Here is a 24,569-nt window from a genome sequence, read left to right on the forward strand (position 1 = left end):
ATTCCTCAATAAGCGTCCAGATTGTACTGGTCTTTGAACAGCTTGCGGAGTTTGCCCAAGGCCTGGCTGTGGAGCTGGGACACGCGGCCCTCGGTGATCTCCATTACGTTGGCCGTTTCGCGCATGTTCAGCTCCTCTCCGTAATACAACGAGAGCACCAGTTTTTCCCTGGGGGTCAATTCATCGATAAGCAAAGTAATTTTGTCAATAAGTTCCTGGAATGCCGCACTTTGATATGGGTCGCCATCCACGCCGGCATCACTTACGGAGGCCACGCATTCGGAAATGGCATCAAGACTCAGGCAGAGCTGATTTTGAAGCATCTCCAGGCCCATGTCCACATCCTTCTCGCTCAGACCGGTGCGTTTGGCGATCTCCTGCACCGTGGCCGGCCGGCCCGTCTCCTGCTCGATCTCGCGTACGGTGTGTTCCATGAGCCGAAGGCGCTGTCGCAGGCCCCGCGAGTACCAGTCCATGCGCCGCAACTCGTCGAGCATGGCGCCCTTGATGCGGCTTTCGGCGTAGGTCTCGAACTTGATGCGCAGTTCGGGATTGAACTTCTGCAAGGCCTCCATGAGTCCCAGGCTTCCGGCGCTCATGAGCTCGCCAAGCTCTACCGTCTGGGGCAGCTTGGCCTTGAGGCGCAAGGCCATGATTTTGATTTTCGGGCCATAGTGCCTGACTATCTCCTCCCTATCCTGAGAGGCGAAGTTTTCCCAACGCGTCTGTCCGGAGTCCAGCTCAAGCCACGGACTGTTCCTGGAACAGAATTTTTTTCCAGAAGAATTTGATGTTACCATCGAGTTCCGTCGCAGCTTCCCATGTTGTGATACGCTCTGCCGCCTGACGCAGGCTCGCACTTGCCTCGCTCTGAGGGAGCAGATGGCAGAACGGCTGTTGTCGTATGACCGCCTGCCTGACAGCAGGATCGAAAGGCACGGAGCCAAGGAGATCGAGAGACACGCCGCTCAGGAATTGGTCGCAGGCGCGGTAGAGCTTGATATAGACCTCGCGCGCGGCGCTCGGGCTTGGGGCCATGTTAACCAGGACCTTGAATCGCTCCACGCCGTGATTGTACTTGAGCACCTTGATCAGGGCGTAGGCATCGGTCAGCGAGGTCGGGTCCGGAGTGAGCACGATGAGCTTTTCCTGGGCGGCCAGGTTGAAGTAGAGCACGTTTTCGTTGATGCCGGCTCCCGTATCCACGATGAGGTAATCGAGCTTGTCCTCCAGGGTGTCCATGGACTCCAACAGTTCGAGCTTCTGCCCCGTGGACAGCTCCAGCATCTCGCTCACGCCCGAGGAGGCGGGCAAGATGGGGAAGCCGTACGGCGTGGCGTAGATGATGTCATCGAGCCGCGCCCCTTCGTGGAAAAGATGGAAGAGGTTAAGGCTCGGAGCCAAGCCGAGCAGGACATCCACGTTGGCCAAGCCCAAGTCGGCGTCCAGCAGGAGCACACGTTTGCCAAGCTTGGACAGGCAGTAGGCCAAATTGACGGAAATGTTCGTCTTGCCCACGCCGCCTTTGCCCGAAGTAACTGAAAAGACTAAAGGAAAAGATGATGCCATGAGGTTTCGCAGCTCCTTTGGGAGTTACGCGTGTAGCTTTTCAGGAGCCTGCCCGCAAGGCAGCTCATGCTTGAAGATGAGTTTCCACAGGAGCATGTTTTCCGCCGGGGCCATGCAATCCTTGAATCCCGCGGCCCAGGACACGGCGGAAATCGGCACCCTGCAGGAGTCGGCAACGTTTATCAGGCCGCCAAAGCTGGCGGCTTCGTCCAGCTTGGTCCAGATGACGGAGGAGAGCCTGGCGAAGGAGAAGGCGCGCAGGAAGTGATCCAGCTGGGGTTTGCCGTAGTGGGGGCTGAGTACCAGATGGAACGCGCATTCGTCCACTTCCGAAAGGCCCAGCAGCGTCAGGCGCTCGGACAGGACCTGGGGGCCGCTCATGCCGGGCAGGTCGACATAGATGCGGTCGAAATTGTCGGCCTCGTCCAGCAGCTTGAGGATGTCCTCGCGGCTGCCCGCCTCGCGGTAGGAGAAGCCGGACAGCTCGCAGTAGTGCCGCAGCACCAATCGCCCCCTGGCCTGGCGGTCGTCGGCATTGACCAGGCAGATGCGCAGGTCGGGCTTTTCCTGCTGGGCAGCCAGGGCCATGCGGATGACCGTGGTGGTCTTGCCAGCTCCGGATGGACCCGCCACGCAGTGGATCTTTTCCGGCCAGGAGGCCAGCGTCAACGGCCGGACGGACAGGATTTCGGCCAGGGCGGCCAGAAGCGAGGTCTGTTTGTCCAGGACCAGGCATTTGTACAGGGTCACGCCGATCTTGGGGTCCACGCCCTCGCGCTCCAGGTAATCCAAGGCCTGGCGTTGCCTGGGCGAAAGCTTGTCCTTGTCGAGCTGCTTGCCCATGAGACTCATGAGGCAGCTTTTGATCTCGCTCCATTCCCGGTGCCACTCGGGCGCCGCCGCTCCGGGACCGCCCGTCAGGGCGCTGACGGAGGACATATCTCCGTAGGCCTCGGACGGCTTGGCCCGGGTCATGCCGACATTGCGTTCGAGGGCGGCGGTGATCTCGCACATCTTGCGGCCGTTATCCATGACCTCGCGCGTCTCGAGGATCACGGCCTCAATGCCGAGTTCCGCCTTGACCTGTGCCAGTGCTGCCGAAGAATCGGCGCCGCGAAAGATTCTAACTTGCATTGTCGACGTTCACCACTGCTAAGGTTTGGAGACGGATTTCCGACGGAATCTCAGCCTGCGATATCACCGGCAGGTTCGGAATGAACCTGGTGATGAGCTGGGCAAGATGCGGCCTGACGGAGGGCGAGGTGAGCAGCACCGGCTGACCATCGCCGGCCACGGCGTTCTCGTGCGTCTTGCTGATGGCCTTGATAATGCGCTGGGCCTGCATGGGGTCCATGGACAGATACGCGCCATGATCGGTCTGGCGCAGGTTTTCCTGAAACACGCGCTCCAGGCTCTGGTGCAGGGTGATCATGGACAGGGTGCCGTCGCCGCCCAGGTAGGGCTTGATGATGGTCCTGCTCAGTCTGCCGCGCACATACTCCGTGAGCTGGTCCGGATCTTTTACGGCCGAGCCGAAGTCGGCCATGGCCTCCACGATTGTCAGCAGGTCGCGGATGGATACGTTTTCCTTGACCAGGTTCTGGAGCACCTTCTGCACGCTGCCCAGGGGCAGGATATCGGGCACCAGTTCCTCCACGACCTTGGGCGCGCGTTTGGCCAAGTGGTCCAGCAGGCTCTGAATCTCCTGGCGACCCAGGAACTCGTGCAGATTATGCCGGAATACCTCGGTCAGGTGCGTGGCTATGACCGTCGAGGGATCGACCACGGTATATCCGGCGAGCATGGCTTCTTCCTTCTGACGTTCGGGTATCCACAGGGCCGGCAGGTTGAAGGCCGGCTCGCGCGTCTCGATGCCCTTGATGCGGTGCTTCACGTCGCCCGGATCCATGGCCAGCAGATGGTCGATGAGGATTTCGGCCGAGGCCACCTCATTGCCCTTGATGACCACGGTGTACTGTCCCGGCTTGAGCTGCAGGTTGTCACGCAGGTGCAGCGAGGGCACGATCACGCCCATGTCCAGGGCGAACTGGCGGCGGATCGAGCGAATGCGCGCCAGCAGGTTGCCGTTCTGCTCTTCGTCCACGAGCGGGATGAGCCCGTAACCCACTTCCAGCTCCAGCACGTCGAGGGGCAGCAGGGCTTGGACTTCCTCCGGCGTGTCGAGGCTCGAAGGCTGCTCGCCGGCTTTGCCGCCCGGCAAGGCCTTGGCGCCGGACTTGGAGCCGAGTTTACCGCTGGCCTTGCCTCTATCGGGAGCCAGACTGTCCACGGAATCACGGTGCACTTGGGTGGCTTTGGAGACGACGAAGATCAATACCGAAAGGACAAGGAACGGCACCGTGGGCATGCCGGGCACGATCGCGAAAACCAGCAGAATGGCCGACACGAGCTTGAGAGCCCGCGGATGGAAGGTCAACTGGGCCAGGAATTCCTCGCCCATCTTGGCTTCGGCCGCGGCGCGCGAAACAATGATGCCGGCCGAGGTCGAGATGATGAGCGAAGGGATGGTTGAGACCAGACCGTCGCCGATGGTCAGCAGGGTATAGATCTGGGCGGCCTCCATCCAGTTCATGTCCTTCTGGATCATGCCGATGAGGATGCCGCCGATGATATTCACGAAGGTGATGAGCAGGCCGGCGTTCACGTCGCCCTGCACGAACTTGCCCGCGCCATCCATGGCGCCGTAGAAGTCAGCCTCGCGGCGCAGGTTCGAGCGCTGGAGCGTGGCCTCCTTCTCGTCGATGAGCCCGGCGTTGAGGTCGGCCTCGATGGCCATCTGCTTGCCGGGCATTGCGTCCAGGGTAAAGCGCGCGGCGACTTCGGCGATACGCGTGGTGCCCGTGGTGATGACCATCTTGTTCAGGAAGAACAGGATGAGGAAGATGACGATGCCGACGAAATAGTTGCCGCCTACGACGAATTCGCCGAAGGCCCTGATGACGTTACCCGCGGCCTCGGTGCCCCCGTCGCCGTGGAGCAGGATGAGGCGCGTGGTGGCCACGTTGAGCGACAGACGCAGCAGGGTGGTCACCAACAGAAGGCTCGGAAAGATGGAAAACTCGAGCGGCGAGCTCATGAACATGGTGGTCACGAGCACCACCAGCGAGAGCGAGATGCTCAAGGTGAGCATGAGGTCGATGAACAGGGTGGGCAGCGGCACGAGCATGACGAAAAGGATCGTCACCACGCCCGCGGCGAGCATGATGTCGCCCTGACGTGCGAAGCGCTCGTAGTTCAAGCTGAGTGTGCTGCTCTTTGCCGCTTTGCTAGCCATATCTTTGACACCGCGTCCTGCTTGCCCGGGCCTTTAGCCGGCTCGTTTCTTCCTGAATTTGTGCAGCCTGGCCAAGATGGTGGCTACGGCCTTGTACAGATCCTCGGGGATGATGTCCCCAACCTCGACCTGATCATACAAAGCCCGTGCCAGGGGTTTGTTTTCGCGGATGGGCACGCCCGCCTCCCGCGCCATTTCCCTGATGCGCTTGGCCATGTGATCGGCGCCCTTGGCCACCACGAGCGGCGCGGGAGCCTTGGAGAGATCGTAGCTCAGAGCCACGGCGAAGTGCGTGGGGTTGGTCACCACCACATCCGCCTTGGGCACGTTATGGAGCATGCGGCTCATGGACATGGCCATCATCTTTTGCTTCTGTCTCTGCCGTATTTTCGGGTCGCCCTCGGCCTGCTTGCGCTCGTCCTTGACCTCGTCCTTGGTCATCTTGAGCTTTTCCTCGTAGTCCCAGCGCGTATAGACCGTATCGATCACGGCCACGGTGATCATGGGGATAAGCGAGTAGAGGACCATCTTGTAGCTGACCGTTAGCATGTATACGGCAATGCCTTCGGTGGTCTGGCTGAACAGCGGCAGCAGGTTGTTCATCTCATGGCGCAGCAGGATGATCGGGCCGATGGCCACGGCCGCCGCGCCAAGAATGCTTCGCGCCAGGCGCACGAAGGCGTCCACGTTGAATATGAGCCGCTTGATGCCGCCGACGATGTTGACGAATTTTTCCATTTTAGGCTTGAAGACCTTGGTGGTCCACAACTGGCCGACTTGTATTCGGTTGATCACGAAGGCGGCCAGGGCCAGGCTGAACAACACAGGCAGGAGCATTTTGGCCAGATGCACGGCCAGATCCACGAACAGGATATACAAGCCCTCGGTGGTCAGCTCCAGGTTGCCCCAATTCGAAAGAAAGCTGGCGAAGAGGCTCTTCATCTCGTCGCCGATGAAGCCGATGAGCAGACGCAGAACGAGCAGCCCGACCAGGATCACGGCCAGCTTGGAAAGCTCCTGGCTGCGGGGGACGTTGCCTTCGTCGCGGGACTTTTTACGTCGCTTTGCTGTGGCTGATTCTGTTTTACTGGGATCACTTTGGGGCATGGCCGCTTCCCGGACTTCAGCGCGCTAAGGGCGCGCCGAGCATGAAGATGGAGTGGAACATGGCGTCCATGTTGATGATGAACTGACCCACATAACGGGCCATGATCGTGAACATCAACCCCAGGAAAAGGAAGCCGGTGATGATCTTGAGCGGGAAACCGAAGGACAGGATGCTCATTTGCGGCGCGGCGCGGCCCACCAGGGCGATGGCCAGGTCCACCAGGAACACGGCCACCATGACCGGCGCGGCTATCTTGATGCCTAAAACAAAAATTTGACTGGACATGCCGAGCACTTCACGGGCCAGGGCCGGGCTCAGGTACAGGCCGCCAGGAGGAATGCGCTGGAAGGATTCGGCCAAGGCGCGCAGCAGCAACAGGTGCCCATCCAGGATCAGGAAGGTCATGAAGGTGACCATGTACATGAAGTGGCCGGTGATGGATTCGTTCGTGCCCGTCATAGGGTCGGCCACGTTGACCATGGAGAAGCCCATCTGGAAGCCGATGAGGCTGCCGCCGGTCTGCACTGCGGCGAAAAGAACGTTGACCACTATGCCCATGACGAGGCCCAGGGTGATCTCGCCGATGAGCATGACGACGATAGTCCATATATTTGCCGGGAATTGCTGCCCGGGAAAGCTCAAAGCCGGCCACACGGCGATGGTCAGGATCAGGCACAGGGCAGCCTTGAGCGGAGTCGGGGTCACCTTGCCGCCATAGAAGGGCATGATGAACAGCACGAGACTGATGCGCATCAGGGTAAGCAGGAAGCTGAGAAAGTCGGCCGGATTGAAGTTGAAGAGATTCATGGCGCGCTGCGAGCAAAAAACAAGCCAGCATGACAGTCGGATTAAGGCCACGCGGATCGGTAAGCTATGTGATGTGCAGAATGCCACGCATTCGCCATCGCTAATTGATCTTTCCTGTGAACGTGACGCCGCGCAAACTCGTGCCGGACGGTTCGACCTTGATAAGATGCCTTCACAAGCGGATAGAGAGGCATTATCGTGCCCTTGAGCCTTCCCCCAAGCTATGCCCTTTGGAGACCCGCATGTTGTTCAAGAAGCCTTCAGCCTCGCATGGGCAGGATGCCTGCTGAGAGGCCCAGCCCAGGCCGGGGTCGGCGACCCCGGCAATCAAGCGTCCCGACACGCTGTCCGCGGCCGACAGCGTCCCTTGTTGCGGTCCGGCGCCTCAGCCCGTTGCGGGCGAGATCCGCGAGTCGATCCACTCTCCTGAGATGTCACCTATCGGTTTTGCGGGAGATCGACCCGGCTACCGCCAGGAGCGCTTTGTCCTGGGCTGGCACGCGACCTCTTTGGGACCCGTGCCGCAAGTGGCCACCCATTTGTCCGCCGCCGACCGCCTGGGGGGCGTGGGCGTGCGCTGGGGCATCGGCCGGGGGCGCTACCGTGTGATCCCGGGCCTCTACGCCGTGGGCTCTCCCGGCGCGCAGAGTCCGGTCATCGTCACGGCCAATTATAAGCTGACTTTTGACGCCCTGCGCAAGGAATTGTCCGGCTTGGGCGCTTGGCTGCTCGTGCTGGATACCAAGGGCGTCAACGTCTGGTGCGCGGCGGGCAAGAAAATCTTCAGCGCCGAGGAGATCGTGCGCCGCGTGCGCGCCTGCGGTCTGGAACGGCTGGTCGCCCACCGCACCCTGGTGCTGCCCCAGCTGGCAGCGCCGGGCGTGGCCGCGCGGGAAGTGCGGCGAGGCTGCGGCTTCAAGGCCGTGTTCGGCCCCGTGTGCGCCAGCGACCTAAAAGCTTTCATAGCGGCGGATATGCAAGCCTCCCCGGAGATGCGCAGGGTTTCCTTCGGCCTGTGGGACCGACTCGCCGTCGCACCCGTGGAGATCCATAACGCGCGCCGCAAGGCCCTGTACGCGGCCCTGATTCTGCTCGTTCTGGCAGGCCTTGGACCCGGCGTCTGGTCCCTGGGGCGCATGCTCGACCGCTGGCCGGCGGCCTTCGGCTCCTTGGTCCTGGGCTTTTTCGGCGGAGCCTTCATCATGCCGGCGCTGCTGCCCTGGCTGCCTTTCCGCGCCTTCGCCCTCAAGGGCGGCCTGGCCGGACTGGCCATGGGAACGCTTGCGGCGGCCTTGTTCGCGGGCGGCCTCGGCTGGCTGGATGGCTTGGCCATGATCCTGGCCGCGACAGTCGTGGGCTCCTGGTACGGGCTCAACTACACCGGATCGAGCACCTTCACTTCGCCATCGGGCGTGGAACGCGAATTGCGCCGCTACATGCCGGCGCAAGCCGTATTGACGCTGGCGGCCCTGATCGCCTGGCTCGTGTCGCCCTTCGCGGCATGACGCGGCAAACATATGATTTATGGATATTTGGAGCATATGACCCAAGCATTTCCGGATCACGAGGCAGTTGCGCCGGCTTTCCGCCGCCTCCCGTCAAAGTTCTTCGTCGAGTGCACCACGCGCTGCAACCTGCGCTGCGCCATGTGCGTCAAGCAGACCAAAGGCTGCGAGATCATCGAAGCCGACATGCCATTGGCCATGTTCGAGCGTTTGCTTCCGGCCATGGCCCAAGCCGATGCGCTGGTGCTCAACGGCGTCGGTGAATCCCTGCTGCACCCGGAGCTTCCCCGCATGGTGGCGCTGGCTCGGCAAGCCATGCCGCAAAGCGGCTGGATCGGCTTCCAGTCAAACGGCCTGCTGCTCACGCGCGAGCGCGCCCAGGCCTTGCTGCTCGCCGGACTGGACAGGCTCTGCCTTTCCGTGGACTCCTGCTCGCCCGAAACCTTGCGCCAAGTGCGTGCAGGCGCTGAACTGAAAGGGCTGGAGCGGGCTCTGGCCGTACTGCGCGAGGCCCAAGCCGCCACGCGGCCGGAGGGGAGCAGACGTTTCGAGGCCGGAGTGGAGGTCGTCGTGAGCGACGAAACCCTGGACGGCCTGCCGGAGTTGATCGAGTGGGTCGCGGATCGCGGGGCGTCCTTCGTGTTGGCCAGCCAGTTGCTTCCGTATGACCGTAGCGCCGCCAAGGGTTCATTGTTCGGCGCGAGCCCGGACGCGTGCCTGGATTTCTTCGCGCCGTGGCGATCCAAGGCGATCGAGCAGGGCCTGGATCTGTCGCGCTTCCTGGCCGCCTATTTTACTTTCCTGCGCAGCGAGCAGGACGTGCGCCTCATCCGCTTCGTGGAGGCCATGGCCGCCGAAGCAGAGCGCAAAGGCATTCCGCTACACCTGCCCAATCTCGTGATCGAGGACCTTGGCAAGCTCGACCGCGTGCGCGAAACATTCGCCCGGGCCGAACAGGCCGCGGTCCGGCGCGGCCTGCGCCTGACCTTGCCCGCGGTCTCGCCCAGGCTGGACCGGCGTTGCGACTTCATGGAGGACGGCGGCGTGTTCATCACGGCCTCGGGCGACGTCACGCCATGCTACTTCCTGTGGCACGGCTACTCCTGTTTCCTGGACGGCGCGCTGAAGCGCGTGCGGCCCAAGATATTCGGCAACGTGCGCGAGCGCGAATTGCAGGACATCTGGAATGGGCGGGAGTTTCAGGCCTTCCGGCGCGAGGTGCTTGAATACGCCTATCCGCACTGCGGCAGTTGCACCGCCGCGCCCTGCGCCGACATCCTGGGCGAGCAGGCCTTCGAGTACGACTGCCATGGCGTGGAAGTGCCCTGCGGCCACTGTCCCTGGTGCTCCGGGGGCTTCCATTGTCTGTCCTGATGACCGCCCGACGACTGCCTGATGCCGCATAATGACCGCATGACGGCCCAGGAGAGGAGAGAAGAGGAGCGATGCAGGAATTACGTTATCTGAGCGGCGTGGCCAGCCTGGAGCTGAACCGTGACAAATGCGCAGGCTGCGGCATGTGCACCGTGGTCTGTCCGCATCGCGTGTTCGAATTCCGCGAGGGCAAGGCCGAGGCCGTGGATCGCGACGCATGCATGGAGTGCGGCGCCTGCGCCCTGAATTGCCCGACCGGCGCCATCCGCGTCAGCCCCGGCGTCGGCTGCGCCCAGGCCATCATCAAGGGCTGGCTCACGGGCGGGCCGCCGAACTGCGATTGCGGGTCGGACTGCTGCTAAGCCGCAGCCGAAACGGTCAGGTATTTCTTTGAGGCTCGCTACAGCTCATCTGCCGGGCTCGGCATTGTTCCGGCCGTTGCGCTCCTGTCCTGGGCGATTGGAGGCCAAGTATTTCTTCTCATAGTCCGTGTACTTGACCCCGAGCATGGCCATGGCCAGTTCCACGCACAGCTCGGCCGTGCCGTTGGCCTTGTCGAGCAGCGGATTGACCTCGATGATGTCGAAGCCGATGAGCTCCACGCCCGCTCCGATGGAGCGCATGATGAAGGATATCTCGCGGTGGGTCAGGCCGCCGCGCGTGGTGATGCCCGTGCCCGGCGCCACGCGCTTGTCCATGACGTCGGCGTCGAAGCTCACGTACACGCCGTTGGTGCCGCGGCTGACGACGTCCACGGCCTCCTGCATGACCCTGGCCAGGCCCCGGTTCTCGATGTCGAAGGTCGTGAACATACGGATGCCCATGCGTGTCAGGAATTTGCGCTCCTCGGGATCGATGTCCTTGGCGCCCACGATGCACACGTCCTCGGGCCGCACCTTGGGTGCGAAACCCAGGCAGTTCACCAACTCCGGCATGCCGTGACCAAGCGAGATGGCCAGGGGCATGCCGTGCACGTTGCCGCTGGGGCTCGTTTCGGGCGTATTGGCGTCGGGATGCGCATCGATCCAGATGAGGCCGATGCGGCCGCGAGCCTTGGCCGCTCCTGCCACGGAGCCGATGGCCGTGGAGTGATCGCCGCCCAGCACTATGGGCATATGCCCGTCCTCTATGGCCTTGGCCGTGAAGCGGGCCAGGGTTTCGGACGTGCGGATGATCTCGCGCAGCTTGGCCTGCTCGCGCTCGGCCGGAGACAGCGGGTCCAGGGAAAAGTTGCGCAGCACGTCGATGTCGCCGGCGTCGCGGTAGTCTATGCCCGCATAGCGCAAGGCTTCGAAAATGCCTGCGTAGCGCAGAGCAGTAGGGCCCATGTCAACGCCGAGCTTGCTGACTCCCAGATCCAGGGGCACGCCGATGACTTGCACGGATTTGTGATTGAGCATGGGGTGTCCTTACACGCCGTTCATGACGGATTCGGGTCGGACCGGCGGTGCAGCCGGAAAGGTTCGGAATCTGGAAACGTCGCTGATGTGCTCCAAGCCGCCCCGAAATGCAAGCCGGCGAGAAATGCCCGGCCGCGGCGATTGCCGAGCGCGAGGTTGTGCGTTATATTCCCGCGCTTCCAAGCCACGGCGACGCCAGACGCTTCGGCCGCGAAAGCGCCTTGCGCCGGGCGGATCGATCAGGTAAATCCCCTGCGTTCCCGCCTAGCGCCAACCTCTCACGACCAGCGAACGCCATGCCAAAACGCACCGATCTGAAAAAAATCATGCTCATCGGCTCCGGCCCCATCGTCATCGGACAAGGCTGCGAGTTCGACTATTCCGGCACCCAGGCCGTCAAGGCCCTCAAAGAAGAGGGCTACGAGGTCGTGCTGGTCAACTCCAACCCGGCCACCATCATGACCGATCCGGAGTTGGCCGATCGCACCTACATCGAGCCGATCACGCCCGAAGTAGTGGCCAAGATCATCGAAAAAGAGCGTCCCGACGCGCTGCTGCCCACACTGGGCGGCCAGACCGGCTTGAACACGGCCTTGGCCGTGGCCGAGTCCGGCGTATTGGACCAGTTCGGCGTGGAGCTCATCGGCGCCAGCCAGGTAGCCATCCGCAAGGCCGAGAGTCGCCAGGAGTTCCGCGAGGCCATGGCGCGCATCGGCCTCAAGGTCCCGGAGAGCGGCATCGCCCGCAATATGGACGATGTGCGCGAGTGGGGCCAGAAGATAGCCTTCCCCATCATCGTTCGCCCGGCCTTCACTCTGGGCGGCACGGGCGGCGGCGTGGCCTACAACATGGAAGACCTGGAAGCCATCGCGGGCCGCGGCCTGGACGCCAGCGTCAAAAGCGAGGTCATGCTGGAGCAGTCCGTGCTCGGCTGGAAGGAGTACGAGCTGGAGGTCATGTGCGATACCGCCGGCAACGGCGTGATCATCTGCTCCATCGAGAACCTTGACCCCATGGGCGTGCACACGGGTGATTCCATCACCGTGGCCCCGGCCCAGACGCTGACCGACGACGAATACCAGAAGATGCGCGACGCGGCCCTGGCCATCATGCGCGAGATCGGCGTGTCCACGGGCGGCTCCAACGTACAGTTCGCCGTGAACCCGGCCGACGGCGATTTGGTCATCATCGAGATGAACCCGCGCGTGAGCCGTTCCTCGGCCCTGGCCTCCAAGGCGACCGGATTCCCCATCGCCAAGATCGCGGCCAAGCTCGCCGTGGGCTACACTCTGGACGAGATTCCCAACGATATCACGCGCGAGACCATGGCTTCCTTCGAGCCGACCATCGACTACTGCGTGGTCAAGATCCCGCGTTTCACCTTCGAGAAGTTTCCCGGCGCCGAGGACTACCTGACCACGGCCATGAAGAGCGTGGGCGAGACCATGGCCATCGGCCGCACCTTCAAGGAGGCACTGCAGAAAGGCATGCGCTCCCTGGAAACGGGCCTGTCCGGCCTGGGCAGCGAATTCGGCCCGCCCGAGTGCGACCTCGACACCCTGGCCGCGTCCCTACGCAAGCCCAACTCCAAGCGGCTGCTATCCGTGCGTCAGGCCATGCGTTGCGGCTTGTCCAACGAGGACATTTTCGACCTGACGGCCATCGACCCCTGGTTCCTGCGCCAGATCCGCGAGATCGTGGACGCCGAGGAGGAACTCAGGGAGTTCGGCCTGCACGAGTCCATTTCCCCCGACAACGCCAAGCTGCCGGCCACACTGGGGAAGGCCAAGACCCTGGGCTTCTCCGACCCGCAGCTGGCGGCCCTGTGGAAGCGCACACCCAAGGACGTGCGCGACCTGCGCAAGGCCCTTGGCGTCAAGCCGACGTACTATCTCGTGGACACCTGCGCCGCCGAGTTCGAGGCCTACACTCCCTACTATTATTCGACTTATGAAAAGGGCAGCGAGATGCAGCCCGGCAACAAGCGCAAGGTGGTCATCCTAGGCGGCGGCCCCAACCGCATCGGCCAGGGCATCGAGTTCGACTACTGCTGCTGCCACTGCTCCTTCGCCCTCAAGGAGCTTGGAGTTGAGTCCATCATGGTCAACTCCAACCCCGAGACGGTCTCCACGGACTACGACACCTCCACGCGCCTCTACTTCGAGCCGCTGACCCTGGAGGACGTGCTCAACATCATCGACCTGGAGCAGCCTGAGGGCGTGGTCGTGCAGTTCGGCGGGCAGACTCCGCTGAACCTGGCCGTGCCGCTTCTGCGCAACGGCGTGAAGATTCTGGGCACCAGCCCGGATTCCATCGACCGCGCCGAGGATCGCGAGCGCTTTCAGGCCCTGCTCAACAAGCTGGATCTCAAACAGCCGCCCAACGCCACGGCCTTCAGCGAGGGCGAGGCTCTGATCAAGGCCCAAAAGATCGGCTACCCCGTGGTCGTGCGGCCGTCCTATGTGCTCGGCGGCCGGGCCATGGCCATCATCTACTCGCCCGAGGAGTTGTCGGCCTACTTCAAGAAGGAAGTCCTGGTCGCGCCCGAGCATCCCATCCTGGTGGACCAGTTCCTGGAGAACGCCATCGAGGTGGACGTGGACGCCCTGTCCGACGGCACGGATACCTACGTGGCCGGTATCATGGAGCACATCGAGGAGGCCGGCATCCACTCCGGCGACTCGGCCTGCGTCATTCCGCCGCACACGATCAGCAAGGAACTGCAGGCCGAGATCGAGCGCCAGACCATCGCCCTGGCCCAGGAGCTGGGCGTGGTGGGCCTTATGAACATCCAGTTCGCCATCAAGGACGACGTGGTCTTCATCCTGGAGGTCAACCCGCGCGCCTCGCGCACCGCGCCCTTCGTGTCCAAGGCCACGGGCGTGCCGCTGCCCAGGTTGGCCACGCAGATCATGCTCGGTGCGAGCCTCAAGGAGCTTGACCCCTGGTCCATGCGCAAGGGCGGCTACGTGTCGGTCAAGGAGAGCGTATTTCCCTTCGGCCGTTTCCCCAATGTGGACGTCCTGCTCGGACCCGAGATGCGCTCCACCGGCGAAGTCATGGGCATCGACAGGAGTTTCGGCCTGGCCTTCGCCAAGAGCCAGTTCGCCGCCGGACAGAAGCTGCCCACGAACGGCGCGGTGTTCATCTCGGTCAACGACCGGGACAAGGAGGCCATCGTGCCCGCGGCCACGACCTTCCGCGACATGGGCTTCAAGGTCCTGGCCACCGCGGGCACGGCCAAGGTCCTGCGCGAATACGGCATCCAGGCCGAGACCGTGCTCAAGGTCTATGAGGGCCGTCCGAACATCGTGGATCTCATCAAGAACAAGCAGGTCCAACTGGTCATCAATACGGCCTCGGGCAAGAAGACCGTGCAGGATTCCAAGGAACTGCGCCAGGCCACGCTCCTGTACGGCATTCCGTACACCACGACCATCTCCGGCGCGGCCGCCGTGGCCCAGGCGGTGCAGGAGTTGCGCAAGAGCGAGCTTGGCGTGCGTAGCCTGCAGGAGTATTACCAAGCGTAGCCGCTGTTCATCGCAAAAGGTAAAATGCCTTCGGCGGCCGGGGGAGCGAGCGCTCCCTCGGCCCCATGTGATTTTATAGAATACGGAGGGCAGGGAGCACATGTTCCTGCTAAAGATCACCGGAGCCCTGCTCCTCCTGTACATCGCCGTATCGGTCCTTATGTATGCGGCGGACTACTTCGCCGGCCGGCGCAGCCTGGAAGGCATAAGGATCGAGATTCGTCGGAAGTTACGGCGGGCGATGTGGGTATATCTCGGACTGACGGCCATTGCGTTTATCTGGAATCTGCTCATGCGCGAGGGGCGAAGCTAGAGTCGAGTCTGCCCGCCTGACTCCGCTGGCAGTTTTGTTTGTTTTAAACAGGGCGAGTTTCCTGCTCATGAAGCAGCGCAGGGATTTTCAATGAAGCGTGAATACTGCGGACTCTTCGGCATCTACGGCCACACCGAGGCCGCGCGCATGGCTTATTTCGGCCTTTACGCCATGCAGCACAGAGGCCAGGAATCCGCCGGCATCGTGACCTGGGACGGGACTCTCATCCGCGAGCAGAAGGGCATGGGCCTGGTGGCCGACGTGTTCAACGAGCGCCATCTGGGCAAGGAGCTCAAGGGCAACATCGCCGTTGGTCATGTGCGCTACTCCACCACGGGCGCGTCGCTTTTACGCAACGCACAGCCGTTCCTTGTGCGCTTCGGCAACCGCCATGTGGCCATAGCGCACAACGGCAACCTCGTGAACACCATGGAGCTGCGCAAGGAACTGGAAAACTCCGGCTCCATCTTCCAGACGACCATGGACAGCGAGGTCTTCGTGCACCTCATGGCCCGCTACCTGAACTCGCACGGGTCCCTCGAAAAGGCCGTTGCCATGGCCTGCTCCAAGGTCAAGGGCTCCTACTCGCTGCTCATCCTGGTTGACGACAAGCTCATCGCCGTGCGCGATCCGCACGGCTTCCGGCCGCTGTCCCTGGGCCGCGTGGCCGACTCCTACGTCATCGCTTCCGAGACCTGCGCCTTCGACTTGCTGGAGGCCGAGTACCTGCGCGAGATCAAGCCCGGCGAGATGCTGGTCATCGAGAACAAGTGCGTGCGCTCCTTGTCCCTGGCGGAGACCGAGCCCAAGCGCCAGTGCATCTTTGAACTCATCTACTTCGCCCGGCCCGACTCCCTGGTCTTCGGCGAAGTGGTCTATGAAAAGCGCAAGCTCATGGGCTGCATCCTGGCCAAGGAAGCGCCCGTGGACGCCGATTTCGTCATGCCTTTCCCGGATTCGGGCAACTATGCGTCCATCGGCTATTCCCAGTGCTCGGGCCTGCCGCTGGAACTGTGCATGATCCGCAACCATTATGTCGGCCGCACGTTCATCCAGCCCTCGCAGGACATGCGCGACTTCAGCGTGCGCATCAAGCTGAATCCCGTGCGCAGCATGATCAAGGGCAAGCGCATCCTCATCGTCGAGGACTCCATCGTGCGCGGTACGACCATTCGCACGCGCGTTAAGAAATTGCGCGAGCTGGGCGCGCGCGAGATCCACATGCGCGTGTCCTGCCCGCCCATTACGAATCCGTGCTTCTACGGCATCGACTTTTCCTCCAAGGGCGAGCTCATCGCGGCCAACAACAAGGTCGAGGACATTGCCCGTTTCATCGGCCTGGACAGCCTGCACTACCTGACCATCCCCGGCCTCATGGAGTCCGTGGGCCACAAGGACGATTACTGCAAGGCCTGTTTCGACGGCAATTATCCCATCGATCCGGCTCCGGGCGCGTGCAAGCTGTGCCTGGAGGACGATGTGGCCCTGTCCTGGTAGAGCGGAGACTGTTTAGGCATGAACGATCCTATCGCCAAGCGTGACTGGCTGGCCCTGGCCAAGGAAGTCCTGGATATCGAGATCGAGGGGCTGTCGCAGGTCCGGGACGGCCTGGACGAGAGTTTTGCCCTGGCCGTGGAGATGCTGGCGGCCTGCCATGGCCGAGTCATCGTCTCGGGTCTGGGCAAGTCCGGCCTCGTGGGCCGCAAGATCGCGGCCACCATGTCCAGCACGGGCACGGCCGCCGCGTTTCTGCATCCGGTTGAAGGCGCGCACGGCGACCTGGGCATGATCCGTCCCGGCGACGTAGTGCTGGCCTTGTCCAACTCCGGCGAGACCGACGAACTAAACGCCATTGTGCCCAGCCTGAAGGCCATGGGCGCACAGGTCGTGGCCATCACCGGCAACCGCGACTCCACACTGGGACGGCTGGCCGATGTGGTCGTGCAGGCCAAGGTTGCGCGCGAGGCCTGCCCCCTGAATCTGGCTCCCACTGCAAGCACCACGGCAACTCTGGCCGTGGGCGATGCCTTGGCCGTGTGTCTGCTGCAATGCAAGCCCTTTACCGAGGCGGATTTTCGCATGTGCCATCCCGGCGGCGCGCTGGGGCAACGCCTGTCCCGCAAGGTCGGCGACATGATGCACACGCGCAACCTGCCCGTGGTGGGCGCAGGCTCGGACCTGGGCGCGGCAATGGCCGAACTCAACCGCGGCCGGCTGGGCATGGTGGCAGTGGTGGACCGCCAGGGGCGTTTGCAGGGTATTTTCGTGGACGGCGACGTGCGCCGTCTGGCCATGAGCAATGGTCTGGACATGCATCGTGCCGTGGCCGAAGTCATGGTCAAATCGCCCAAGACTTTGCGCCCTGAAGGCAAGGCAGCCGAAGCCATGGACATCATGGAAGCACACCAGATCACCGTGCTGCCCGTGGTGGACGACACCGGAGTGCTGCTAGGCATGCTCCACCTGCACGACCTGCTGGGCAAGGGCCGGCTCAGGTTCGCGACTTAGAGCATTTTGCTTTTGAAAATGCTCTGCAAGCCATGCGTCGGCATGGCTTGCCGCTAGCTTCGGCGTAGGCGCAATTCACTTGCGCCGTCAACGCCGGAGCGGGCGTCTTAAGAGGAATCTGCTCAAGATCCTCTGACACAAGAATCGGGAAGGGCATTGGCTCACCGGCAATTCCCGCGAGGATCATCTTTCAGCTAGAGGTCAATTGAGCCTAGCTGCGCCTATCCCACCTCTGCTTGACTGAAGGTCCGAGGCCCATGCCCATTGGGCTGAAGGCCGAGTTGTCCGACTTTGCTTTGAAGAATCCACCAGGAAAAAGTGCTCGCGCCTACTTGGAACACTCTCGCTATCGAGACGCGTTCTCGTCCGTCGCACGAGCCGTCAGGGCTCTCCGCCTTAGAGCATTTTGCTTTTGAAAATGCTCTGCAAGCCATGCGTCGGCATGGCTTGCCGCCGCGTAGGCGTAGGCGCAATTCACTTGCGCCGTCAATGCCGGAGCGGGCGTCTTAAAAGCAATCTGCTCTAGTTCTTATTTCCTCTGATGCTATTGCCAGACAGCACACCAATCATGCCTGCTCATTTGCAAAACGGTGTCGTTCAGACGGAGCAGTCATGCCGCGCGGTCCTGCCAACTTCTGATCCGGGTTTTGCCGCGTTATGTGGTACCCAGCCTTGAACGTTCCCGTCAGCCAAGCACATAGCTCCAAGTCTGGACCGTAAAATAGCCTGAACGCCCAGCCTTGCGGTGTTTCCTTGACTCAGGACACCATGCGTCTGATGTGGCCATGCGATGGCGTGCCCGTATTGCATGCGCGGCCTGGTTGACTGCACTGGCTCCTGCGCGGTTACGGCCGAAGCTCCCCGGCGTGACCAATCCACATGGCTCGACGTGGTATGACTATGGCAGCCCTGCAGGAGATGTCTAGTTGTCAGTAGAGACGGTCATGCGTTCGAAAATCGTCAGCGAAACGAGATTGAGCTCAAGTAACCAGTAACGCGACTGTCGAGGCTGTATTGTAAATGCATGCGGAATTTGAACGGGCTGAGGCTTACTAAGCTAGTAGCAGCGCAATGGTAAAAAAGTCTTTGACACGTAGTTGAACCATGGTAGGTGATGGCGAAATACAACGGAGGCTGCCTTAATGGATGAGTACCTGAAGGAAGCATTGGAGATAGTCAAAGCACAGGCGAGCGTGAGAAACATGACCGAGGAAGAGATCACTTCCATGGTCATGAAGCTAGCAGAAGGCATCAGGAACGTTGGCGATGGTTTCATGGAAACTGAAGGCAACGGTAATGGCGAACCTCAGGAGGCAGTCACGGATCCCAAGAAGGCCGTGCGCGATAAGTCCATCACATGCCTCGAATGCGGCTGCTCTTTTAAGACGTTGACTAAGCGGCATTTGATCAAATACGGGCTGACACCTGATGAATATCGAGACAAGTGGGGCTACCCGCATAACATGCCGCTGGTATGTAAGAGCCTGCAGCGTGAACGTCGCAAGAAGATGAAGGAAATGCGGTTGTGGGAGAGGCGTGCCAAGAAGTAGCCGCGCAAGAAGGAAGCCGTGAATGGCTTCCCCTTGGGTCCCTGGGGTGTCGTTCGACTGGATGTAGCCCTGGTTGACGCGTTGAGCGCGCATTGGATGCGCCTGGGCAGTTTTTTGAAAAGTCTGCCCTTTGTCTTTCCAACTCCATAGTAATCGAACAAAGCCTAAGTATTACTCTGAATGGTCTTCATTTTCATGTGGGCAGGCTTTCCTGGCCCGCATGGTCGTTTTCCCTTGCTGGTTAGGGTGCGGGATGGCGTGAGTTGTGTTCATGTCGATTCAGATGTCGAGGAACTCCCGGATTTTTTGCATATCCAGGCTTGCGCGTACTGTAGCAGCCAATCTGTCCAAAGCAGGTTCGATGTCGTAGCGCGTGTCGGAGCTGGTCAGCGGCGGCAGGCCCTTGCGTCCGCGCAAGTCGTTCAGGAAGGCGCGCCGGAATCCGTCAGCGTCGAACACCCCGTGCAGATACGTCCCCCAGACCAAACCATCTCCACGCCCCAGCCCAAGCACTGTTCCATCCGTTGCCGTGATGGCCGGGACGCATCCGCCGTCGCCTGCCTCGGTGCGGCCGTGGTGGATCTCGTAGCCGCGCACTGCTTGGCGGCTGGACACATGCGTGCCGTTGACCTGGGTCAGGATCTTGTTCGCCAGCAGTTCCGTGCGCAGCGGCAGCAATCCAAGCCCTGCTTCCACGGCGCCTGCTTCGCGCTCCAGGCCAAGCGGGTCGCGCACCTCGGTCCCGAGCATCTGGTATCCACCGCATAGGCCTACGATGACGCTTCTGCCGGCCAGAGCCCGAACGGCTTCGGCCAGGCCGTTGGCGCGCAGGAAGGCCAAATCCCCCGGCGTGTTCTTGCTGCCGGGCAGGATGATGGCGTCTGGTCTGCCTAACATATCAGGGGTCCGTACCAGCCGTACGGCCACGTCGGGCTCCAGGCCCAGGGCGTCCAGGTCCGTGAAGTTGGACACGTGCGGCAGGTCGATGACCGCGATATCCAGCTCGCGCGGGCCTTCGGGCGGACGCAGGCACTGGCCGGACTTGAAGCTCACCGAGTCCTCCTCGGGCAGGCCATGGTCCTTGATGTACGGCACAACGCCGAGCACGGACCGCCCCGTGGATTCGAGCAGCCAGTCGTTGGCCGGAGCCAGCAGCGAGGCGTCGCCCCGGAACTTGTTGAGCACATAGCCCTTGACCAGTCCGCGCTCCCATTCCTCCAGGCAGTCCATGGTCCCGGCCAGGGAAGCGTAAGCTCCGCCTCGGTCGATGTCCGCAACCAGCAGCACGGCTGCTCCCGCATGGCGGGCCATGGCCATGTTCACGATGTCGTGGTGCTTGAGATTGACCTCTGCCGGACTGCCAGCGCCTTCCAGGACCATGATCCCCGCTTCGGCGGACAGGGCGTCATAGGCCTGTCGCGCGGCCTCCCAGGCCTTGGGTTTGTAGGCCACGTACTGGGCCACACGCATGTTGCCCACGGGCTTGCCCATGACGATGACCTGCGAGCCCGTGTCCGAGCAGGGCTTGAGCAGCACCGGGTTCATTCGCGCGTCGGGCGGCAGGCGGCAGGCTTGAGCCTGCAGGGCCTGGGCTCGGCCGATCTCGCAGCCTGCGGGCGTGACGAAGGAGTTGAGGGACATATTCTGGGCTTTGAACGGAGCGGGCGACAGACCGTCCTGCAGAAAGATGCGGCACAGGGCTGCCACGAGCAAGGACTTGCCCGCATTGGAGCTGGCGCCCTGGACCATGATGGCCGGTGTGCGGCGCTTGGTCCTGGTTGCATTGACGCCCACGAATCCGGCCAGGGCCTGGATCAGGCGCGCATTGTCCTCCTCGCTACGCACGGCCACACGGAAATAGCGGCCGTCCAGGCTGGGAAAGGTGTGGCAGCGCCGTATGGCGACCCTGGTCCGCAGGCAATGCTCAAAGGCGTCCTGCGCGCTCAGGCCGGGCTTGTCCACGCGACAGAGCAGGAAGTTGGCTTCGCCGGGGAAGACCGTCAGGCCGGGCAAAGACGAGAGTCTGGCAAACAGGGCCTGCCGCAGGGCCGTGGACTTTTCCAGGCTGCGTCGAGCGTAGTCCTCGTCCGTCAGGGCGCGGGTGCCTACGGCCAGGGCCAAGCTGTTGACCGACCAAGGCGGCAGCCGCTCGCGCAGTTTGGCGGCCAGCTCCGGTTCGGCCATGGCCAGCCCCAGGCGCAGGCCGGGCATGGCATGGAACTTGGTCAGCGAGAGCAGGGTCAGCACATTGGCCGGCCGGCTTCCTGGGGCTAGGGGGGAAGGGCTAAGAGTGCCTCCGGCGGCCGGGGGAAATGATTTCCCCCGGCCCCCCTCGGTATTGTCGAGTTCGTGACAATTCCGGGTGAGTCGATCCAGCCCGGCCACGAAGTCCGCGAAGGCTTCGTCCACCAGGAACAGCGAGTCGGGATGGCGGCCGGCTAGATCGCGCAGCATAGAAGCTTGGAAAGTACGGCCTGTCGGATTATTGGGCTGGCCCATGTAGACCAGGGCCGGGCCGGCAGCCAGGGAGGCTTCCAAGCGGTTCCAGGGCAGGGCGAAGCCTTCCTCGGCCAGGAGATCCAGGCGCTCCACGGAAAGGCCTTCCAGACGGCAGGCCCGCTCGTACTCGGCATAGGATGGCACGGGCACGATGGCCCGCTCCAGTCCAGCGATGCGAGGAAGCACGGCCAGGATGTCGCTCGTGCCGTTGCCGCAAACGACTTCCTCGGGTCGTACCCCGTAACGGTGGCAGGCCGCTTCCACCAGCCCCGAGCAGTCCGGGTCAGGGTAGTGGACCAGGGCCTCCACATGCCTTGAGATGACGCCGCGCAGCCACGGCGGCGGTCCCAAAGGATTCATGGAGGCCGAGAAGTCGATGATCTCGGACTGGTCGCAGCCCGCTTGTCGGGCCAGTTCGCGCAGATTGCCACCGTGGAGCATGGAAGCACCTTCAAGCACAGAGTTATGGCGCTCCTGCTTAGCCTAAAGACGCACGCAGGCCAAGGCGGCAGAGATGGCCATCGATCCACGTTAGCACGCAATGCCGGCTGGGTATTAGAGCATTTTGCTTTCGAAAATGCTCTGCAAGCCATGCGTCGGCATGGCTTGCCGCCGCGTAGGCGTAGGCGGAATGTAATTCCGCCGTCAACGCCGAAGGGAGCGTCTGAAATGCAAAATGCTTTAAAATCAAAAGTCGGCGATCAGGGCAGAATGAGATTGCCGCGCTCGTCCAAGGTGAAGAACGGGTTCCAGGCCACTTCCCAGGGGTGCCCGTCGGGATCGGCGAAGTAGCCCGAATGGCCGCCCCAGAACACGTCCTGCGCAGGCTTGAGGATGTGTCCGCCGGCAGTTTCGGCCTCCGTCAATACTGCCGCGACTTCGGCCTTGTCGCGTACGTTGTAGGCCAGGGTGATGCCGCCGAAGGCGCACTCGCCATCGGGCAGCTTCGCATCCTCGGCCAGGGCCTTGCGGCTGTAGAGCGCCAGAGCCATGCCGCCAGCCTGGAAGAAGGTGACGTGTTCGTTGCTGGCCGCGGACGCTTGCCAGCCGAGCTGTTCGTAGAAGGCTCGACTGCGGGCCAGATCGGATACGCCGAGAGTGATTAAGCTGATGCGCGGCTCCATGTTGCCTCCGTTTCGTGTTTAGAGCATTTTGCTTTTGAAAATGCTCTGCAAGACATGCGTCGGCATGGCTTGCCGCTAGCTTCGGCGTAGGCGCAATTCACTTGCGCCGTCAACGCCGGAGCGGGCGTCATAAAAGCAATCTGCTCTAGATTCGGCTTGATATACTCAAAACGCGACTCGGACAATTACCCCAGTGATCATGCGCCGCCAGGGATCACCGTCTTTTCGGGGTGGACCCTCTTCGGCATTGTGCGGGCGGTCTGCTTGCCGTAAGAAATGTGTCGAATCCTAAGATTGAGGTACATAAGCGGCGCATAATGACGAGTAGTGGGAGCACGCCATGCATTGGATAGAAGCTTTCATTATCGAGCGGCTGGCCGATCCGGCCTTCAACCGCATCTCGCCGGACCTTTCCGATGAGGGCGAACCGGCCTTTGCCGAGCCCCTGGTGGGTTTTGCCCGCGGCGACGATCCCCTATGGGATTTTCTCAAGCAGGACATCGGCCCGTTTTTGTGGACGCCGGCCGAGGCTTATGCCCTGGCCTTTCCCCATGATCCGGCCGAACCAAGCGACCTGACGGTCATATCCTGGATTCTGCCCCAGACGGCGGCTACCCGCGCGGACCACCGCAAGTCCAGCGGCATGCCAAGCCTGCGCTGGAGCAAGGTGCGCCTGCATGGCGAACGGATCAACGAGCGCTTGCGCGCCGAGGTCGTTCGGGAACTGATCAGCAGGCATCATCCGGCCTGCGCACCGTCGCTTCTGCCCGAGTGGTCGCGCATGGAGTCTCCGAAATACGGCTTCGCCTCGCGCTGGTCCGAACGGCACGCGGCTCACGTGGCCGGCCTTGGCACCTTCGGCCTGTCGGATGGCCTCATAACGCCCCGGGGCAAGGCCGTGCGCGTGGGCAGCGTGGTCGCGCGCATCGACATCCCGGCCACAATCAGGCCTTACACGCGGCACAACGAGTGGTGCCTGCATGCGGCCACGGGCAAGTGCGGGGTGTGCATACGGCGTTGTCCTGCCGGAGCCATCAGCGAAGCCGGGCATGATAAGGTCGCTTGCCACGCATACATCCGAGGGACCACTGAACTCTTTGTCGAACGCGAACAGCTCGGCGAGCGTGTGAGCAGCTGCGGCCTGTGTCAGGCCAGCGTGCCCTGCGAGGCGGGTATCCCCAAAGCCGCATTGCGTCGGAGGCCGACATAATCCTTTGAGAAAGGCGGCGTTTCTCTGAGGCATACACCTCAAATGCGAGTTGCTCTAAGTTTCACAGAAAGGCTGGCCTCTCGCGGGACCGGCTTTGCCGATGGTGAGCCGGAGGATGGTATTAAGCCGCAGGCTTTTTTCATGCGCCTCTCGACAGGGCGCCGTGATCGAGTGCTTAACGCACCGCCACGCGTCGCACGCTTCCCTCGTGTGCTTGTGGCCGCCAACATACAAACGACTCAGCCAAACGACTCTGCGGCTTTAAAGTCTCGTTCAGCCCACCTATTTTTTTAAACAAATTTTTTAGCACCTCGCGTTGACAACTTGGCAAGTAGTCTTATTGTTCCCACTCGAATCGTGTTGAGGACTTGCTAAAAAAATCCGAAGGGGTTAAACCCGCTTCGGATTAGCACTCCTCTCGAGAGAGTGCTAACAGTCCACCAGAAAAGTCATCTAGAAGTACTCGGAGGTATCGACACATGAAGCTCAAACCCCTGCACGACCGTGTTCTGGTCAAGCGCCTTGAGTCCGAAGAAGTGACCAAGGGCGGCATCATCATCCCCGACTCCGCCAAGGAGAAGCCCATCAAGGGTGAGGTTATCGCCGTGGGTCCCGGGAAGACCAGCGACAAGGGCGAGAAGATCAAAATGAACGTTGAAAAGGGCAACAAAGTGCTCTTCAACAAGTACGCCGGTACCGAGATCAAGGTTGACGGCGATGAGTTCCTCGTTATGCGCGAGGACGACATCCTGGCCATCATCGAGTAGCGACTGCTTT

19 protein-coding genes are annotated in these 24,569 nt (G+C 62.0%); 10 read left to right on the forward strand and 9 right to left on the reverse strand.

Annotated elements, in window-relative coordinates; genetic code table 11:
- Window positions 1-5: 5 nt before the first annotated feature.
- Genes H585_RS0110415 through fliR form a run of 6 tightly spaced genes read right to left on the reverse strand, consistent with a single transcriptional unit; the run spans window position 6 to window position 6,779 of the window.
- Window positions 6-800, reverse strand: coding sequence for a FliA/WhiG family RNA polymerase sigma factor (locus H585_RS0110415; protein WP_014258354.1), 795 nt, complete (start codon window positions 798-800; stop codon window positions 6-8).
- A complete protein-coding gene (locus tag H585_RS0110420; RefSeq protein ID WP_014258353.1) occupies window positions 742-1,569 on the reverse strand; it encodes a MinD/ParA family protein in 828 nt (275 codons plus the stop codon). Before H585_RS0110420 ends, H585_RS0110415 begins: the two co-directional genes overlap by 59 nt.
- A 24-nt stretch (window positions 1,570-1,593) precedes the next feature.
- The gene (locus H585_RS0110425; protein WP_027367776.1) at window positions 1,594-2,703 is read right to left on the reverse strand and encodes a flagellar biosynthesis protein FlhF; all 1,110 of its coding nucleotides are present in this window, start codon (window positions 2,701-2,703) and stop codon (window positions 1,594-1,596) included.
- Window positions 2,693-4,864: a flagellar biosynthesis protein FlhA gene (gene flhA, locus H585_RS0110430; RefSeq protein ID WP_014258351.1), complete on the reverse strand. Its 2,172-nt coding sequence runs from the start codon at window positions 4,862-4,864 to the stop codon at window positions 2,693-2,695. Before flhA ends, H585_RS0110425 begins: the two co-directional genes overlap by 11 nt.
- A 33-nt stretch (window positions 4,865-4,897) precedes the next feature.
- Window positions 4,898-5,971, reverse strand: a complete 1,074-nt coding sequence (gene flhB, locus H585_RS0110435) for a flagellar biosynthesis protein FlhB (RefSeq protein ID WP_014258350.1) — start codon at window positions 5,969-5,971, stop codon at window positions 4,898-4,900.
- 16 nt (window positions 5,972-5,987) lie between these two features.
- A complete protein-coding gene (gene fliR / locus H585_RS0110440; RefSeq protein ID WP_027367777.1) occupies window positions 5,988-6,779 on the reverse strand; it encodes a flagellar biosynthetic protein FliR in 792 nt (263 codons plus the stop codon).
- A 326-nt stretch (window positions 6,780-7,105) separates the two neighbouring features.
- On the opposite strand from fliR, the gene hgcA reads away from it, so the two are divergent.
- The 3 genes from hgcA (at window position 7,106) to hgcB (ending at window position 10,020) form a co-directional block, all read left to right on the forward strand.
- Window positions 7,106-8,284, forward strand: coding sequence for a mercury methylation corrinoid protein HgcA (gene hgcA / locus H585_RS0110445; RefSeq protein WP_274532704.1), 1,179 nt, complete (start codon window positions 7,106-7,108; stop codon window positions 8,282-8,284).
- A gap of 36 nt (window positions 8,285-8,320) precedes the next feature.
- The gene (locus H585_RS0110450) at window positions 8,321-9,658 is read left to right on the forward strand and encodes a radical SAM/SPASM domain-containing protein (RefSeq protein ID WP_027367779.1); all 1,338 of its coding nucleotides are present in this window, start codon (window positions 8,321-8,323) and stop codon (window positions 9,656-9,658) included.
- Between the two features lie 71 nt (window positions 9,659-9,729).
- Window positions 9,730-10,020: a mercury methylation ferredoxin HgcB gene (hgcB, locus tag H585_RS0110455; protein WP_027367780.1), complete on the forward strand. Its 291-nt coding sequence runs from the start codon at window positions 9,730-9,732 to the stop codon at window positions 10,018-10,020.
- 45 nt (window positions 10,021-10,065) lie between these two features.
- Here hgcB and rocF read toward each other — a convergent pair whose 3' ends face one another.
- A complete protein-coding gene (rocF, locus tag H585_RS0110460) occupies window positions 10,066-11,058 on the reverse strand; it encodes an arginase (RefSeq protein WP_027367781.1) in 993 nt (330 codons plus the stop codon).
- Between the two features lie 296 nt (window positions 11,059-11,354).
- On the opposite strand from rocF, the gene carB reads away from it, so the two are divergent.
- The 5 genes from carB (at window position 11,355) to H585_RS0110485 (ending at window position 18,959) form a co-directional block, all read left to right on the forward strand.
- On the forward strand, window positions 11,355-14,588 hold the full coding sequence (gene carB, locus H585_RS0110465) for a carbamoyl-phosphate synthase large subunit (protein WP_027367782.1): 3,234 nt from the start codon (window positions 11,355-11,357) through the stop codon (window positions 14,586-14,588).
- Between the two features lie 100 nt (window positions 14,589-14,688).
- Complete coding sequence (locus H585_RS0110470; protein WP_027367783.1) at window positions 14,689-14,901, forward strand: hypothetical protein; 213 nt, start codon at window positions 14,689-14,691, stop codon at window positions 14,899-14,901.
- A gap of 90 nt (window positions 14,902-14,991) precedes the next feature.
- Window positions 14,992-16,398 (forward strand): amidophosphoribosyltransferase, encoded by a 1,407-nt coding sequence (purF, locus tag H585_RS0110475; protein ID WP_005985182.1) that lies wholly within the window; start codon window positions 14,992-14,994, stop codon window positions 16,396-16,398.
- 18 nt (window positions 16,399-16,416) lie between these two features.
- Window positions 16,417-17,409 (forward strand): KpsF/GutQ family sugar-phosphate isomerase, encoded by a 993-nt coding sequence (locus tag H585_RS0110480; protein ID WP_005985183.1) that lies wholly within the window; start codon window positions 16,417-16,419, stop codon window positions 17,407-17,409.
- 1,142 nt (window positions 17,410-18,551) lie between these two features.
- Window positions 18,552-18,959 (forward strand): Ros/MucR family transcriptional regulator, encoded by a 408-nt coding sequence (locus H585_RS0110485; RefSeq protein WP_005985185.1) that lies wholly within the window; start codon window positions 18,552-18,554, stop codon window positions 18,957-18,959.
- A gap of 279 nt (window positions 18,960-19,238) precedes the next feature.
- Here the strand turns inward: H585_RS0110485 and H585_RS0110490 are convergent, their stop codons facing one another.
- Window positions 19,239-21,899 (reverse strand): cobyric acid synthase, encoded by a 2,661-nt coding sequence (locus tag H585_RS0110490; RefSeq protein ID WP_034627809.1) that lies wholly within the window; start codon window positions 21,897-21,899, stop codon window positions 19,239-19,241.
- A gap of 260 nt (window positions 21,900-22,159) precedes the next feature.
- Window positions 22,160-22,582, reverse strand: a complete 423-nt coding sequence (locus H585_RS0110495; protein ID WP_027367785.1) for a VOC family protein — start codon at window positions 22,580-22,582, stop codon at window positions 22,160-22,162.
- A 340-nt stretch (window positions 22,583-22,922) separates the two neighbouring features.
- On the opposite strand from H585_RS0110495, the gene H585_RS0110500 reads away from it, so the two are divergent.
- Window positions 22,923-23,792 (forward strand): 4Fe-4S ferredoxin, encoded by an 870-nt coding sequence (locus H585_RS0110500; RefSeq protein ID WP_027367786.1) that lies wholly within the window; start codon window positions 22,923-22,925, stop codon window positions 23,790-23,792.
- 479 nt (window positions 23,793-24,271) lie between these two features.
- Complete coding sequence (gene groES, locus H585_RS0110505; protein WP_005985204.1) at window positions 24,272-24,559, forward strand: co-chaperone GroES; 288 nt, start codon at window positions 24,272-24,274, stop codon at window positions 24,557-24,559.
- Window positions 24,560-24,569 lie beyond the last annotated feature (10 nt).

The organism is Desulfocurvibacter africanus subsp. africanus DSM 2603 (genome assembly GCF_000422545.1).
Lineage (GTDB): Bacteria > Desulfobacterota > Desulfovibrionia > Desulfovibrionales > Desulfovibrionaceae > Desulfocurvibacter > Desulfocurvibacter africanus.

Bases quoted from the DNA above. Each gene is read 5' to 3' on its own strand.
- H585_RS0110415 (WP_014258354.1), bottom strand. From the start codon at position 800: ATGGTAACATCAAATTCTTCTGGAAAAAAATTCTGTTCCAGGAACAGT.
- carB (WP_027367782.1), top strand. From the start codon at position 11,355: ATGCCAAAACGCACCGATCTGAAAAAAATCATGCTCATCGGCTCCGGC.
- H585_RS0110485 (WP_005985185.1), top strand. From the start codon at position 18,552: ATGGATGAGTACCTGAAGGAAGCATTGGAGATAGTCAAAGCACAGGCG.
- H585_RS0110480 (WP_005985183.1), top strand. From the start codon at position 16,417: ATGAACGATCCTATCGCCAAGCGTGACTGGCTGGCCCTGGCCAAGGAA.
- purF (WP_005985182.1), top strand. From the start codon at position 14,992: ATGAAGCGTGAATACTGCGGACTCTTCGGCATCTACGGCCACACCGAG.
- flhB (WP_014258350.1), bottom strand. From the start codon at position 5,971: ATGCCCCAAAGTGATCCCAGTAAAACAGAATCAGCCACAGCAAAGCGA.
- H585_RS0110425 (WP_027367776.1), bottom strand. From the start codon at position 2,703: ATGCAAGTTAGAATCTTTCGCGGCGCCGATTCTTCGGCAGCACTGGCA.
- fliR (WP_027367777.1), bottom strand. From the start codon at position 6,779: ATGAATCTCTTCAACTTCAATCCGGCCGACTTTCTCAGCTTCCTGCTT.
- H585_RS0110450 (WP_027367779.1), top strand. From the start codon at position 8,321: ATGACCCAAGCATTTCCGGATCACGAGGCAGTTGCGCCGGCTTTCCGC.
- groES (WP_005985204.1), top strand. From the start codon at position 24,272: ATGAAGCTCAAACCCCTGCACGACCGTGTTCTGGTCAAGCGCCTTGAG.
- H585_RS0110490 (WP_034627809.1), bottom strand. From the start codon at position 21,899: ATGCTCCACGGTGGCAATCTGCGCGAACTGGCCCGACAAGCGGGCTGC.
- H585_RS0110500 (WP_027367786.1), top strand. From the start codon at position 22,923: ATGCATTGGATAGAAGCTTTCATTATCGAGCGGCTGGCCGATCCGGCC.
- H585_RS0110420 (WP_014258353.1), bottom strand. From the start codon at position 1,569: ATGGCATCATCTTTTCCTTTAGTCTTTTCAGTTACTTCGGGCAAAGGC.
- H585_RS0110495 (WP_027367785.1), bottom strand. From the start codon at position 22,582: ATGGAGCCGCGCATCAGCTTAATCACTCTCGGCGTATCCGATCTGGCC.
- flhA (WP_014258351.1), bottom strand. From the start codon at position 4,864: ATGGCTAGCAAAGCGGCAAAGAGCAGCACACTCAGCTTGAACTACGAG.
- hgcB (WP_027367780.1), top strand. From the start codon at position 9,730: ATGCAGGAATTACGTTATCTGAGCGGCGTGGCCAGCCTGGAGCTGAAC.
- H585_RS0110470 (WP_027367783.1), top strand. From the start codon at position 14,689: ATGTTCCTGCTAAAGATCACCGGAGCCCTGCTCCTCCTGTACATCGCC.
- rocF (WP_027367781.1), bottom strand. From the start codon at position 11,058: ATGCTCAATCACAAATCCGTGCAAGTCATCGGCGTGCCCCTGGATCTG.